We start from the raw sequence: 13,282 nt of genomic DNA, 5'->3' as shown, positions 1-13,282 counted from the left end.
GCGCTCAGCCGCTCCACCGCGATCGGACCGGCGTTGCCGCCGCCGGCCGCGCCGGCGACACAGCCCCCCGGAGAAGGGTGCGCGCCGCCCGACCGTCGCCGATGCTAGATGCCCTGTCCGCCGGACACCTCGATCCGTTGGGCGTTGACCCAGCGATTGTCGTCCGACAGCAGGCTGGCGATCATCGGGCCGATATCATCCGGCAGGCCGACGCGCCCAAGTGCGGTCATCTCCGCGAAGAAGGCGTTGAAGGCCGGCGTATCGCGCACGGCACCGCCGAAGAAGTCGGTCTCGATCGCGCCGGGCGCCACCGTGTTGACGGCAATGCCGCGCGCGCCCAGTTCCTTGGCCATGTAGAGGGTCAGCACTTCGACTGCGCCCTTGACCGCCGCATAGGCCGCCCAACCCGGAGCCGAGACCCTCACCAGACCCGATGAGAGGTTGACGATGCGGCCACCATCGGCGATCAGCGGCAGCAGCGCCTGGGTGAGGAAGAACACGCCCTTGAAGTGGACATTGACCAGCGCGTCGAACTGCGCCTCGGTGGTCTCGGCAATCAGCGCAGTGTCGCCATGGCCGGCATTGTTGACAAGGTGGTCGAAGCTCTCGCGCTGCCAGGTGTCCTTGAGCACAGCCCGCAGCTCTGTGCAGAAGCCGGGAAATTGGTCGGTGGCGCCGGTGTCGAGCCGCAGGGCCACGGCCTTGCGACCGAGGGCCGCGATTTCGGCGACGACGGCATCGGCGGCATCGGCGCGGCTGTGATAGGTGAGGACGACGTCTCCGCCATGGCGGGCGATATTGAGGGCGGTGTTGCGGCCGAGGCCACGGCTGCCACCGGTCACGAGGGCGATCTTGGTCATTGGAAACTCCTGTTGTGTGCAGGCCGAGTGATAGCGCCCGCCGACCAGAACCGTCGTTGCCGAAACCGTGGCGATTTTTGCCTATTCCTCCAGACCCGTTCCGTCAGGACAGCATATCGGCTAGCATCGCGGCATGACCAAAACCCTGATTGCCGCCGCCCTCCACCACGCCGAGACCCATTCCAGCCCCGACGGAACGATCGAGACGCCGCTGCCCGGTCTGACCATCGTGCATTCGACCACGCCGAGCGGTCTCGACTGCGCCGTCTCGCGGCCGCTCGTATGCCTGGTGCTGCAGGGCGGCAAGCAGGTGACCATGGGCACGCAAACCTTCGCCTTCGGCGCCGGCGACAGCCTGCTGATCACCGCCGACGTGCCGACGGTCAGCCAGATCACCCGCGCCAGCGTGGCGGAACCCTATGTCTCCTTCGTGCTGGAGCTCGATGCTGCAGTGATCGCCGAATTGTCGCTGCAGATGCGGCCATCGCCGGTGTCCGCCCCGCCGGTGCGCGTCGATCCGACCGAGGCCGATGTCGCCGATGCCGCCCTGCGGCTGATGCAGTTGCTCGATCGCCCGGCATCGCTGCCGGTGCTGCAGGCCCAGCATATCCGCGAATTCCACTACTGGCTGCTGGCCGGCCGCCACGGCGCCGATATCCGCCGTCTCGGCTGGCCCGACGGCCACAGCCAGAAGGTGGCGCGCACGGTGGCGCTGCTGCGGGCCGATTATGCACGGCCGCTGCGCGTCGAGCAGCTGGCAGCGCAGGCCGGCATGAGCCCTTCATCCTTCCACCAGCATTTTCGCGCCGTCACCTCGCTATCGCCGCTGCAGTTCCAAAAGCAGATGCGCCTGATCGAGGCGCGGCGGCTGATGATATCGCAAGGCATGACGGCCAGCAGCGCCGCCTTTGCAGTCGGCTACGAAAGCGTGTCGCAGTTCAACCGCGAATACGGCCGGATGTTCGGCAGTCCCCCCGCCCGCGACGCCCACACGACACGCCAGCAGGCCGAACTGACCGCCTGACCGCATGCCGATCACGCAAGAGAGAATCCTCAGCCGTCCCCCATCGCAATCAGGCTGGCATTGCCGCCGGCGGCCGCGGTGTTGACCGAGACCACCTGCTCCTGGGCAAAGCGCATCAGATAGTGCGGCCCGCCGGCCTTGAAGCCGGTACCCGACAACCCCGATCCGCCGAAGGGCTGGGTGCCGACGACGGCGCCGATGATGTTGCGGTTGACATAGACATTGCCGGCGTCGAGCCGGTCGACCACCTTGCGCACATGCGCCTCGATGCGGGTGTGCACGCCGAGCGTCAGGCCGAAGCCGGTGGCGTCGATCGCTTCGAGCACCTTGTCGAGCTCCTTCGCCTTCCAGCGCACCACATGCAGCACCGGCCCGAAGATCTCCTTCTGCAGCGATGCGGCATCCTTGAGCTCGACGATGGTCGGCGCAAAGAACAGGCCGGCGGACGGCGCCTCGCCCTGATAGCGGACGGTCTGGGTCGCCCGCATCGCCTCGACATGCTCGGCCAGCATCGTGCGCTGCGCTTGGTCGATCACCGGGCCGATATCGGTCGAAACCAGGGCAGGATCGCCGAGAACAAGCTCCCGCGCCGCGCCCTCGATCATCTTGAGCATCTGGTCGGCCACCTCGTCCTGCAGGAACAGCAGGCGGAGCGCCGAGCAGCGCTGGCCGGCCGAGCGGAAGGCCGACATCACCACGTCGTCGGCCACCTGTTCGGACAGCGCCGTGGCATCGACGATCATCGCATTGAGGCCGCCGGTCTCGGCGATCAGCGGCACGATCGGGCCGTCCTTGGCCGCCAGCGTCCGGTTGATGGCGCGGGCGGTCTCGGTCGAGCCGGTAAAGGCGACGCCGGCGATGCGCGGGTGGCGGGTCAGCGCCGCGCCGACATCGCCCTCGCCCGGCAGGCAGATGAGCACATCGGCAGGCACGCCGGCGGCGTGAAGCAGCCGGATCGCCTCGTGCGCCACCAGCGGCGTCTGCTCGGCCGGCTTGGCGATGACTGCGTTGCCGGCCGCCAGCGCCGCCGAGACCTGACCCAGGAAGATCGCCAGCGGGAAATTCCACGGCGAGATGCAGGCAAACACGCCGCGGCCACGCCAGCCGAGGCGGTTGTCCTCGCCCGTAGGGCCGGGCATCGGCACCATCTCCGAGAACATCTCGCGGCCCCGCGCCGCGTAGTAGCGCAGGAAATCCACCGCTTCGCGGATCTCGGACAGGCCGTCATCGATGGTCTTGCCCGCCTCGCGCGAGAGCAGAGACAGGAAACGATCTCGGTCGGCCTCCAGCAGGTCGGCGGCCTTCTCCAGCATGGCGCCGCGAGCCATCGCCGGGGTCCGCGACCAGGCGGCAAATCCCTTGCGCGCGGTGGCCACCGCGGTGTCGACATCGGCGGAGGTCGCCACCCGCACGGTGCCGACGATCTGGCTGGGATCGTGCGGCGAGACCACGTCGCGCGACGGCGACGACGCCGTCACCCCCGGGGCCAGCGGCACCGCGTCGACCTGCGCAACCGCCTTGCCCATGCCCGCGACCAGAGCGGCGAGCGCCCGCCGGTCGCCGAATTCGACGCCGGAGGAATTGGCCCGGTCCGGGTAGAGTGCCCCCGGCGCAGGAATCCGGCTGTTGCGGGCGGAGTGGCCCTGGTCGAGGCCGAGCTTCTCGGCCGGACGCTCGAGCAGGCTGGCAATCGGAATGCTGCGGTCGCCGGCGACGGCGACGAACGACGAATTGGCGCCGTTTTCCAAAAGCCGCCGCACCAGATAGGCAAGCAGGTCGCGATAGCCTCCGACCGGCGCGTAGATGCGGCAGGCGACGGGGTCGTTGCCCTTCATCAGGCTTTCATAGAGCACCTCGCCCATGCCGTGGAGGCGCTGGAATTCGAAGCCGTCGCGGTCGCCCGACATCTCCATGATGGTGGCGACCGTCAGAGCGTTGTGGGTGGCGAACTGCGGAAACAGCACGTCGCGCAGATCCAGCATCTGCCGCGCGCAGGCGAGGTAGCTCATGTCTGTGGCGGCCTTGCGCGTGAACACGCCGTAGCCGTCGAGACCTCGCTCCTGCGCCCGCTTGATCTCTGTGTCCCAATAGGCACCCTTCACCAGCCGCACCATCATCCGCCGCTTGAGCGCCCTGCAGAGGGCGGCGATGTGCTCGATCACCTGCGGTGCCCGCTTCTGGTAGGCCTGGATGGCCAGGCCGAACCCGTCCCAGCCATCGAGCGACGGGTCGGCAAAGACCCTGTCGATGACATCGAGCGACAACTCCAGCCGGTCGACTTCCTCGGCGTCGATGGTGAAGTTGAGGTCATGCTTGCGGGCCATCTGAGCCAGCTTCAGGACGTCGGGAACCAGCTCGCGCAGCACCTGGTCGCGATGGGTCGGCAGATAGCGCGGATGCAGTGCGGAGAGCTTGACCGAAATGCCGGGCCTGTCGGGCAGCTTGCGCGCGCCGGCCGGACGGTCTGCCGCCTTGCCGATGGCGGCAATGGCGTCGGCGTAGGATTTGAAATAGTGCGCCGCGTCGGCCCGCGTGCGGGCCCCTTCGCCCAGCATGTCGAAGGAATGGCGGTAGCCGCGCGCCTCATTCTTGGCCGCGCGGCCGAGGGCGTCCTCAATGGTCTCGCCGAGCACGAAATGATGGCCGAGGAAACGCATCGCCTGACGGGTCGCGGTGCGGACCGTCGGCATGCCCATGCGCTTGACAAGTCCGCGCATCACGCCTTCGGGGGTCTCGCCCGGGCGGATCACCCGCGCCGACATCGCCAGCGCCCAGGCCGAGGCCGAGACGAACCAGGTGTCGCCATGGGCCTCGTGGTTGCTCCAGTTGCCTTCCTTGAGCTTGTCCTCGATCAGCTTGTCCTGGGTGAGCGCGTCGGGCACGCGGAGCAGCGCCTCGGCGAGCACCATCAGCGCCAGGCCCTCGCGTGTGGAAAGGCCGTATTCGCGCAGAAAGTCCTCGACACCGCCCATCGAGCCGGAGTCGTCCCGGATCGCTTCGATCATCCGCGCGGCCCGCGCGTCGATCGCCTTTTCCTGGCTGACGCTGAACTGCAGCCGGCCGGCGAAGTCCCGGATCAGGTCATCGTCGTCCGGTGCGTGCGGGGCATGAAAGGCGTGAGGTGCTGCAGCGGCGATGGTTGACATGACGTTCTCCCTTGGCGCCCCACTCATAGCGCTTGATTTGCGGTGTTTCTCACCATACTGACTAACCAGAGCGGTGTTATTCCCGACAAATTCGGCATTTCGTGGTGATGTATGAAGGAAATCGACCGTATCGATCGAAAGATCCTTGCCGCCATGCAGGATGACGGCCGGCTGACCAATCTGCAACTGGCCGAGAAGATCAGTCTTTCGCCGACCGCCACCGCCGAGCGGCTCAAGCGCCTGACCCGCGAGGGCTACATCCTGGGCTATCATGCACGGCTCTCGCCGGAAAAGCTCGGCCGCGGCTTGCTCGTCTATGTCGAGGTCAAGCTCGACCGCACCACGGGCGATGTCTTCGATGCCTTCGCGGCAGCCGTGCGCCGGTCTCCGGACGTGATGGAGTGCCATATGGTCGCCGGCGGCTTCGACTATCTGGTCAAGGCGCGGGTGAAGGGCATGGAGGCCTATCGGACCTTCCTGTCCGACGTCATCCTGTCGCTGCCGGGGGTGCGGGAAACCCACACCTATGCGGTCATGGAGGAGGTCAAGAGCACAGCCAGGCTGCCGGTCTGACGCCAGCCCGGTCACAGGGAGGACATGCTCATATTGACAAACTTGCGGATCGGGCTGACGTTACGTCAGCTGTAGTAACCATTTGGTCATCATAAACCGACTCCACGGTAGCCCGACAACAGGCTTTTGCCACCTTGGCCCTTTCATTTTGGGTCCCTAGAGCCGTACATAGCGCGGCCCGCATGAAAGCTCGAAAGGCAGCGAACGCACGTGATGACCGGCGACAACGACCTATTCGATGCCTTGGCAAACATTCAGTCTGAAGTGGACCTGGCTGCCTACCTGCACAGGACCGCCAGGGAATATGGCCTGGCCGGGTTCATGATCGTCGATGTTCCGTCGGTCTCCGACGAGCGGCTTCAGCCGCGGATTAGCCTGTCCAACATGCCCAAGGGCTTCCTGGAGGAGTATGACCGTCAGGGTCTGCTGAAGAACTCCCTGATCTTCGGCAATCTGCGCCGGACGACCATTCCGACCGTCTGGTCGCTGGATGATATCACCTCCGGCCGGCCCGCGATCGAGAACGAGCCGATGCGGGAGCTGTTTCGACGCCACCACATCAGCATGGGGGTGTTTTTTCCTGTCCACGGCGTCGACGGCTCGCGCGCAGCGATCGGATTCGACGGTGATCGGCCGCCGCTGACCCAGCTTGAAATTTCGCAGCTGGGCATGCTGGTGGTGCATGCCTACGCGATCTACTGCACCCTCAAGAACCCGGCCGGCCCCCCGGCCAGCAACCTGACCGGCCGCGAGCTGGAAGTGCTCCACTGGGCCGCCAACGGAAAGACGTCGGTCGAGATCGCCGCGATCCTGTCGCTGTCCGACCACACCGTCAACACCTACATGAACACGGCTATGCGCAAGCTTGATTGCGTCAACCGGACGCAGCTCGTCGCCAAGGCGATGCGGTTGCGCCTGATCAGCTGACCGGCCGCCAACGCGAATTCTGGATCAAGGAGGCACACGAGTGGTCGTCAGATTCGAATTTTCCGCACCCTCGCGTCCGCCGCCGGATCTCGACCAGTTGGGCATCACCGCGATCGAGGCCATCAACCTTGTCACCGCCCATCAGCGCTTCGGCTTCTGGCGGTCCGAGCTCGACACCGGGCATGTGTTCTGGTCGAGGGATATCTACGAAATCTACGAGATGGACTACTCAGCCGGACCGGTGAACCTGTTCCGCGCCAACGCCGCCGTGCACCCCGACGACCTGCCCTACATGCTTGAACTGTTCGAACGGGCGGCAGCCGACAAGACCGGATACCACTACATCCTGCGCCTCAAGGCGGCCGAGGGCTACAAGTATGTCCGCTCCGTCGGCCGCTACCGCCGCACGGCAAGCGGTCGCGAGGAAATCTTCGGCCTGTTCGAGGAGTTCCACGAGCAGGTGCCGATGGTCGGGATCTACGAGCGCAAGTAGCGCGCGGAAGCGATGCGGGCTGCCGGGGCGGAGCTGTCAGCGGTCAAGGATCGCCCGAACCTCCACCAGGTTGGATCGGAACCGCAGCACATAAAATCCCATCGTCGCCAGATGCGTGGGCATGATCCAGCCGCTCTCGTTGCCGTTCGATATGATGAAGGGCTGGATCTTCAGGGCCGCCGCCAGCTGCTGCTCCATCGTCGCCCAGAGCTGGGCCAGATTCTTCTGGTTGATCACCTCCTGAAAGTCGCCGCGGGCGGCCACCAGGATGCCGTAGTAGCCATAGAGCTGGCCGAAGGCGAACCAGAAGCGGTCGTCGGCGCGGGTGTCGAACCAGCCGGCATTGTAGTTCTCGGAACGGTCCCGCAGGATCGCCGAGGTCGAGCCGACATCGGCGGCAATGCGGTCGATGAACTGAATCAGGTTGTCGGTGCGCGCATCGAAGATCGACGTGCAGTTGGCCAGGCTCTCGTTGTATTTGACCAGATCCCGGGCGGCCGCCCGATAGAAGGCCGGCGTCGGCGTTTTCGGACCGAAGGGGCTGAAGCTGAAATACCAGGTGCTCTCGTCAAACTGGGTGTTGCCGCGGGCGCTCTGCAGATTGCCGTCGACCTGGCTGGTGCCGCGCACGCGTCCGAGCGTGTCGACCAGTTCGACGGTGGTGCGCCGGATGGCCTGGTTGACGCCGCGCTGGAACGAGGCCTTGTTGTCGAAGAACGGCGTGTGGTCCCAGTCGATGCCGAAGAAGCCCATCTTGTAGAGCACCATCGACGAGATCCAGGCATTCTCGTCGACGTTGAAGTTGATGAGGTCGGCCGTGGCCTGCACCAGCCCGGAGGTTGCACATTTGCCGCCGGCCACCTCGACGCCAGGCGCATCCTTGGCCTTTGTGTAGGCCTGGGCATAGGCCGGATTGAAATTGGTCCAGACCTGCGTCTGCCAGAAGAAATAGCCGTAGAGCCCGATCACCATGACCACGATGGCGCCGAGCACCGCCTTCAGGATGAAGCCGCGCTGCCGGTACCAGCGGCCCATGGTGACGAACGGAAAGAGAATCCCGGCGATCACCATGCCGATGAAGCGGCCGATGGCATTGAAGATGCGCTCGAAGAAAGCGGTGACTGAATCAAGCATCGTCTCGGGTTCCTTCTATGCCGAACAACCGCGCCCTGAGCGCCGCCTTGTCCCTGAGGTAAGTGTTTGTGAGCGAATCCACAACATGGGCGCGGTAGGTTTCGGAATAGGAATTGTAGCTCTCGTAAAAACCCTGCTTGTCGAAGACGAAGCGGCTGACGAAATCAAACGGCATCATCTGCGCCAGAAGCCGGCCGACAAGCCACTTGTCCTGGTGTCCCGGTTCGGCGCGCACGAGCAGCAGCCGCCGGTCGCCGCGCACCTCGCGCATCCTGATCTGGCCGTTGAGCATGATCTCGCGCAGCGATTCCTGCAGGAAGGGATAGATGCCGTCCTCGGCGATGAGGCTCGCATTGCGGTGCATCCAGGTCTGCAGCCAGACCGGATCGATATGGCCGAGGTCGACGGCCGGATCGACGCGGCGGATGATCTCCAGCACGGCCATCTCGGCGCGGTGGGCGAGCAGGCCCGACGCCTGCACCCAGGAGGCGCGGGGCAGCTGCAGCCGCCCGGTCGAGGAGAGGAATTCGAAGATCCGTTCCCGGTCGCGGATGTCGATGTAGCTCACTTCCCAGGGCCGCGAGCGGCGGAATCCGGGTGCGCCGCTGTCGCAGATGACGGTCACCGATCGGTCGTCGCGAAACAGAAAGGCGCCGCCGAAATGATTGGCCCAGAAGGACAGATGCGGGAACACCAGCTTGTCGGGGACTAGGGCGTTCTGGCGGATGTCGCCGGTCTCCCTGGCGAGGTCGACCATCCGGTTGAGCGCCGCATCGTCGCGCCAGGTGTCGCCCGGTCCGGTCAGCCGGTCGATCAGCGTCCGCAGCTCGGCTGCCTTGCCGAGGATGTCCTCGGCCGACACCACGCGGAAATTGACCTGGTCGATCAGCAGCAGGTCCTCGATGTCGCGCACCTCGCTCACCGGATCCTCGATCTCGCCATAGAGCGCGTCGCGGATGGTGACGGCGGAGATGGCGCGCCGGTTGCCCTCGAAGAACTCGTGCATCAGCCCGGCGGTGTTGGAGAACTGGGTGTGGACCACCGGCAGCTCTTCCTGGTCGGGGGTGAGCAGGATGAAGCGCCGGTTGACGCCGTTGGGGTCCAGATACTGCTGGTCGCCCAGTTCCTCGGCGATCTCGGGCGAGAACCCGGTCATGTCGATGCCGAAGCTCGCAAGCTTCGTCTCCGGCGTGCCCAGCGCCTTGAGTGCCTTGTTGTAGCGCGCGATCAGATGCGGCTCATCGACCGTCAGCAGGCGGCCATAGATCAGCTCGTTGTCGCGAAGACGTTTCATGCGGACCGCCTGCCGATGAGGGAAATGCCCAACTCGCCGGCTGCGCGAACCATCGCAGTGTCGAGCGTCGCCAGGGGAATACGCCGCCTGCGGGCAAGCTCCAGATAGGCCGCGTCATAGGCGCTGAGCTGACAGTCGTCGCAGAGAAGCTGGGTTTCATTCCACAGCGCCTTCGTGCTCTCCTGATCGGTTTCGATCGGTAGGTCGGATATCCGCATCAGCGCGCCGTGCCTGTAATCCGGCGTCAGCCGTTTTCGCCGCACTGCCACCGCAAATCCGTTGGCAATCTCGGCATGCCAATGGGCCGGGACCCAGGCCGTCTGGTCGATGAACATCTCGGCCACCTCGTCGACGGCTTCGGATGCTTCATCCGGGAACTGCCAGGCAAGCATCACCGAGGCATCGACCACGAAGCTCAAGACCGCCGACCTTCCTCGATCATCTCTTTGATCGATGCACCGCGCAACGAATTGCCTGCCCGGTTGCTGCGGATCCAACCGATCGCCGCGCGCACGCGGGCCTTGCGCTCATCGTCATTGTCGGCAGATACCAGTTTCGCCACGGGCTTGCCATGGCGGGTGATGGTCACTTCCTCGCCGCGCTCGACGCGCTCGATAAGTGCGCTGAGATTGTTGCGCGCCTGCAGAATGCCGACCTCATCCATGACGGTCTCCAATTATGGCCAGTGTGGCTAGAATATAGGCTCTGCCGGGACGAAATTCAATTGCGGTGCAATGTCGGAACAATGCTCAAGTCACCCCCCAACGCCCGCTTTGCTTCAGCGCCTCGATCTCGCCGATGGCCCGTTCGCGCTGCCGTTCGCGGCGGATGATCTCCTCCACCGCCGTGGCGTCGGAGCGGTCGGTGTAGCGGAACTCGGAATCGGCGTAGCGGTTGATCTCCTGCAGCACCATCTCGATCGAGAACGGCTGGCGCAGCTCCGAGATCATCGCCGTCTTCTCGTCGTAGGTCTTGCGCAGGAACGGCTCCGGCGTCTCGAACCATTCGTCGGGAAGGTCGATGTCCATCGAGCGCATCTTGATGGCGTCGGTGATGTTCTTGATCGCCCGGCCAGTGAACCGCGGCTCGGCCTCTTTGATCATGTGCAGATAGACGCCGATGTCGCGGATCGAACGCACCTCGCCGTTGGCCTTGGTGAAGTGCTCCCAGACCGCGGCGAGCCCCTCCTCCGCCGGCCGGTCGTGGCCGTCATAGGAGCGCGCCACCGCCTGCTTGATCTCCTGGCCGGCAAACAGCTTGTGCTCGCCAAGCGGGATCGAATGGTTCTTGCCGGCAAGCAGCGCGAAGATGTCGATGTAATCGTCCTCGCTCTGCGGCCCGTCGACCAGCCAGCGGGCGCCGGCGCGCTGCCTGAGCGCGTCGTCGACATTCTCCGGATAGTTGGAAAACATGCCGAAGGTGCAGTTGCCGCGCACGATGGTCGATGCGCCGGCGAAGCTTTCCATCAGCACCGCCGTGACTTCCTGCTGTCCGGCCGAGGCGCGGTCGTCCGACCGCTTGGCGGCGACCTGGTCGATGTCGTCGATGGTGCCGAAGCCGATGGCGCGCGGGTTGAGCACATTGTCGACGAAGGCCTTGCAGTTCTGCCCCGACTTGCCCTGGTAGGAGGAGATCTGGTCGACGCCGAAATTCTCGTAGTGGAACGGATAGCCCGCCATCTGGCAGTAGTCGTTGATCAGCCCCGCCAGCATCTGGATCAGGATGGTCTTGCCGGTGCCGGGCTGACCGTCGCCGATGAAGGTGAACAGGAAGCCGCCGAGCTCGACGAACGGGTTCAACTGCCGCTCGAAATCATAGGCCACGATCATCCGCGCCAGCCGCATCGCATGGTGCTTGGCGAGATGGTTGCCGATGATCTCGTTGGGCTTCTTGAAGCTCATTTCCAGCGGCTTGCGGCGCTGCCCCGGCGCCACGTCGAAGCCGTCGAGGGTGAAATTGTCGCTGTCGAGCCGGATATGGGCCTGGCCGAAATCTGTGAGCGCCTCGAAGCGCGCCCGCCGCGAGATCAGCCCCTCGATCGCCTCGCGTGCGAACGCCCGGGCCCGCGCCGTCATCGTCGACTCGTCGGCGCAGCCCGATATCGCCCGGTCAAGCCCCGCCACCAGCGCCTTCAGCGCATCCTGCGGCGTGTCGAACTGAAAGTCCGGCTCGGCCGTGTCGTCGGCGGGCTCGCTCTCGCCGTCGATGGTCTGCAGCAGATAGGCCGCAAGCGTGAAGGCCGCGACATAGGCGCCGGCCGACAGCAGCCGCTTGAACTGCTCGGCCTCCGCGCCCTGCAGCGGGCTGCCGAGATTGCGCGCCTGCAGCGTCTCGAGATCGGTTTGCCTGGAAAACAGTTCCGCCACCGCCAGTGCCACGGCGATGCCCCGCCTTGTACGGAACAGCAGCGCGTGCTGGGGGATCGACAGCATCGCGTCGTCTGCCCGCACCGCCTGGATGGTCCTGCCGAGCTCGACTTCCTGGGTGCGCCGCATGCCGCCGGTCGAGACCGTGGAGACGAAGCGCCGCCCGGTTCCCGCCAGCGCCGTCGATGGCCCCGACTCCTGGGGCGTCAGCACCACCACGCGCGTCACCATTCCCTGCGCCACCGAGCGGTGGCGGGCAATGTCGTCTTCGGAAATCGTCGTCAGTCCGGCTGTTCGGCTCATTGGGTCAAACCTCGCTGATCACCTGGTCGCGGGAAATCACATGCACCTTGAAACCGTCGAAAATGCGCGCCGTCTCGCCCTCGGCATAGAGCGCCTGATAGGCGTCGTGCGGCACCAGCGCATGCTTCTCGTAGGCGCTCACGCCCTGCCGCGCCGCTTCCAGGTCATCGGTCTCGATGTGGTATTCTTCCACCGCCGGCGACGAACTCCAGAGCCCGCGCTTGGCAGGCCTCTCCGCTTTTGAATAGACCTCCTGCACGGTCCAGGAGAGCACCCAGGCGTTCTCGCGCTTGCGCACCTTGGACAGGATCGAGGTCACCCGGTCGGTGTTGTCGGTGATGCCGGCGGAGTAGAACGGTCCGAGCACGAATCGGCGCAACTGCTTGGGATGCAGCTCGGGAAAGTCGCGGTCGATGTTCTGCGCAATGGTGGCGGGCGAGAGATTGTAGCTGCCGTGGCGTTCGACGGAGAGGTCGAATTCGCGCGCCAGCTCCGGATTGAGCAGCCCTTCCACCGGCAGCGGGATCTCGACCTCCGGATTGAGCTTGCCATCCGCGGTCACGAGCATCTCGCAGATCTTCGGGCTCGAATCCTCGATGGTGGCCATGTAGACCAACGGCAGGGTCTGGCTGCCGTCGAAAACACCCCAGTGCACGACGTAATAGGGCCGCATGGTCTTCGGATTGACCGACACCTTGATCGTCTCGGGCAGGATGAACGGCGCGAACACCTCGCCTTCCTGCACCTGCTCGAGATAGAGCCGCTCGGCCAGCTGCTCCTGGAGCGCGGCGGGAAACGCCTTCTGCCGCAGGATGAAATCCGCCATTTCGGCCTTCAGCTGCGCGGTGCCGGCGATCGCCGCCAGCCGCTCCTCGGCCCCGGCCCTGTCGCGTTCCAGTTCGAGCACGTTCTGATAGACGGGATAGCCGCTTTCGGCGCGCGAGATGCGGAACTTCTCCATGAAGCCGACATGGTTTTCCCAGGCTGTGAAGGTCGCCGACAGCCGGTTGATGTAGGGCACGACCACCTCGGCGACGAGGCCGTGGCTGTAGAGCGGCGAGGCCTCGTCGCCGAGATAGAGCCGCAGCCCCTCGAGAGCGGCGCGCATGGAGCGGAAATAGTCCCCGGCTGCACCGGTGTCGGCGCGCATCTGCCTACCCCG

At 65.3% G+C, this 13,282-nt stretch carries 12 protein-coding genes; 4 read left to right on the top strand and 8 right to left on the bottom strand.

The window, feature by feature from the left end; genetic code table 11:
- Positions 1–104: 104 nt before the first annotated feature.
- The gene (locus tag DFR52_RS20280) at positions 105–860 is read right to left on the bottom strand and encodes an SDR family NAD(P)-dependent oxidoreductase (protein WP_110033854.1); all 756 of its coding nucleotides are present in this window, start codon (positions 858–860) and stop codon (positions 105–107) included.
- A 133-nt stretch (positions 861–993) separates the two neighbouring features.
- On the opposite strand from DFR52_RS20280, the gene DFR52_RS20275 reads away from it, so the two are divergent.
- On the top strand, positions 994–1,884 hold the full coding sequence (locus DFR52_RS20275; RefSeq protein WP_110033853.1) for an AraC family transcriptional regulator: 891 nt from the start codon (positions 994–996) through the stop codon (positions 1,882–1,884).
- 29 nt (positions 1,885–1,913) lie between these two features.
- On the opposite strand, the gene putA is transcribed toward DFR52_RS20275, so the two are convergent.
- Positions 1,914–5,030 (bottom strand): bifunctional proline dehydrogenase/L-glutamate gamma-semialdehyde dehydrogenase PutA, encoded by a 3,117-nt coding sequence (gene putA / locus DFR52_RS20270; protein WP_110033852.1) that lies wholly within the window; start codon positions 5,028–5,030, stop codon positions 1,914–1,916.
- Between the two features lie 111 nt (positions 5,031–5,141).
- Here putA and DFR52_RS20265 point away from each other — a divergent pair, with 111 nt between their 5' ends.
- From DFR52_RS20265 to DFR52_RS20255, 3 genes are all read left to right on the top strand, one after another.
- Positions 5,142–5,603 carry an Lrp/AsnC ligand binding domain-containing protein gene (locus DFR52_RS20265; RefSeq protein WP_110033851.1) on the top strand — a complete coding sequence of 154 codons (462 nt, stop codon included), beginning with the start codon at positions 5,142–5,144 and terminating at the stop codon, positions 5,601–5,603.
- Positions 5,604–5,816: 213 nt separating this feature from the next.
- Complete coding sequence (locus DFR52_RS20260) at positions 5,817–6,530, top strand: helix-turn-helix transcriptional regulator (RefSeq protein ID WP_110033850.1); 714 nt, start codon at positions 5,817–5,819, stop codon at positions 6,528–6,530.
- A 40-nt stretch (positions 6,531–6,570) separates the two neighbouring features.
- On the top strand, positions 6,571–7,023 hold the full coding sequence (locus DFR52_RS20255) for a PAS domain-containing protein (RefSeq protein WP_110033849.1): 453 nt from the start codon (positions 6,571–6,573) through the stop codon (positions 7,021–7,023).
- 36 nt (positions 7,024–7,059) lie between these two features.
- Here DFR52_RS20255 and DFR52_RS20250 read toward each other — a convergent pair whose 3' ends face one another.
- The 6 genes from DFR52_RS20250 to DFR52_RS20225 all read right to left on the bottom strand — a co-directional run bounded on the left by DFR52_RS20250 (position 7,060) and on the right by DFR52_RS20225 (position 13,270).
- Positions 7,060–8,157 carry a DUF2333 family protein gene (locus DFR52_RS20250; protein ID WP_110033848.1) on the bottom strand — a complete coding sequence of 366 codons (1,098 nt, stop codon included), beginning with the start codon at positions 8,155–8,157 and terminating at the stop codon, positions 7,060–7,062.
- Positions 8,150–9,451 carry a DUF6638 family protein gene (locus tag DFR52_RS20245; protein ID WP_110033847.1) on the bottom strand — a complete coding sequence of 434 codons (1,302 nt, stop codon included), beginning with the start codon at positions 9,449–9,451 and terminating at the stop codon, positions 8,150–8,152. The genes DFR52_RS20250 and DFR52_RS20245 overlap by 8 nt, the downstream gene beginning before the upstream one ends.
- Positions 9,448–9,861 (bottom strand): type II toxin-antitoxin system VapC family toxin, encoded by a 414-nt coding sequence (locus tag DFR52_RS20240; RefSeq protein WP_245415437.1) that lies wholly within the window; start codon positions 9,859–9,861, stop codon positions 9,448–9,450. The genes DFR52_RS20245 and DFR52_RS20240 overlap by 4 nt, the downstream gene beginning before the upstream one ends.
- 5 nt (positions 9,862–9,866) lie before the next feature.
- Positions 9,867–10,115: a type II toxin-antitoxin system Phd/YefM family antitoxin gene (locus tag DFR52_RS20235; RefSeq protein WP_110033845.1), complete on the bottom strand. Its 249-nt coding sequence runs from the start codon at positions 10,113–10,115 to the stop codon at positions 9,867–9,869.
- An 85-nt stretch (positions 10,116–10,200) separates the two neighbouring features.
- Positions 10,201–12,120: an AAA family ATPase gene (locus DFR52_RS20230; RefSeq protein ID WP_110033844.1), complete on the bottom strand. Its 1,920-nt coding sequence runs from the start codon at positions 12,118–12,120 to the stop codon at positions 10,201–10,203.
- 4 nt (positions 12,121–12,124) lie between these two features.
- Positions 12,125–13,270 carry a hypothetical protein gene (locus DFR52_RS20225; protein WP_110033843.1) on the bottom strand — a complete coding sequence of 382 codons (1,146 nt, stop codon included), beginning with the start codon at positions 13,268–13,270 and terminating at the stop codon, positions 12,125–12,127.
- Positions 13,271–13,282 lie beyond the last annotated feature (12 nt).

This window comes from Hoeflea marina, from assembly GCF_003182275.1.
Classification (GTDB): Bacteria; Pseudomonadota; Alphaproteobacteria; order Rhizobiales; family Rhizobiaceae; genus Hoeflea; species Hoeflea marina.
This window is presented reverse-complemented; position numbering and strand designations above follow the sequence as displayed.

What these genes read in the sequence shown, in the direction of transcription:
- DFR52_RS20250 (WP_110033848.1), bottom strand. Translation starts at nt 8,157, where the DNA reads ATGCTTGATTCAGTCACCGCTTTCTTCGAGCGCATCTTCAATGCCATC.
- DFR52_RS20230 (WP_110033844.1), bottom strand. Translation starts at nt 12,120, where the DNA reads ATGAGCCGAACAGCCGGACTGACGACGATTTCCGAAGACGACATTGCC.
- DFR52_RS20275 (WP_110033853.1), top strand. Translation starts at nt 994, where the DNA reads ATGACCAAAACCCTGATTGCCGCCGCCCTCCACCACGCCGAGACCCAT.
- DFR52_RS20280 (WP_110033854.1), bottom strand. Translation starts at nt 860, where the DNA reads ATGACCAAGATCGCCCTCGTGACCGGTGGCAGCCGTGGCCTCGGCCGC.
- putA (WP_110033852.1), bottom strand. Translation starts at nt 5,030, where the DNA reads ATGTCAACCATCGCCGCTGCAGCACCTCACGCCTTTCATGCCCCGCAC.
- DFR52_RS20260 (WP_110033850.1), top strand. Translation starts at nt 5,817, where the DNA reads ATGACCGGCGACAACGACCTATTCGATGCCTTGGCAAACATTCAGTCT.
- DFR52_RS20245 (WP_110033847.1), bottom strand. Translation starts at nt 9,451, where the DNA reads ATGAAACGTCTTCGCGACAACGAGCTGATCTATGGCCGCCTGCTGACG.
- DFR52_RS20225 (WP_110033843.1), bottom strand. Translation starts at nt 13,270, where the DNA reads ATGCGCGCCGACACCGGTGCAGCCGGGGACTATTTCCGCTCCATGCGC.
- DFR52_RS20265 (WP_110033851.1), top strand. Translation starts at nt 5,142, where the DNA reads ATGAAGGAAATCGACCGTATCGATCGAAAGATCCTTGCCGCCATGCAG.
- DFR52_RS20235 (WP_110033845.1), bottom strand. Translation starts at nt 10,115, where the DNA reads ATGGATGAGGTCGGCATTCTGCAGGCGCGCAACAATCTCAGCGCACTT.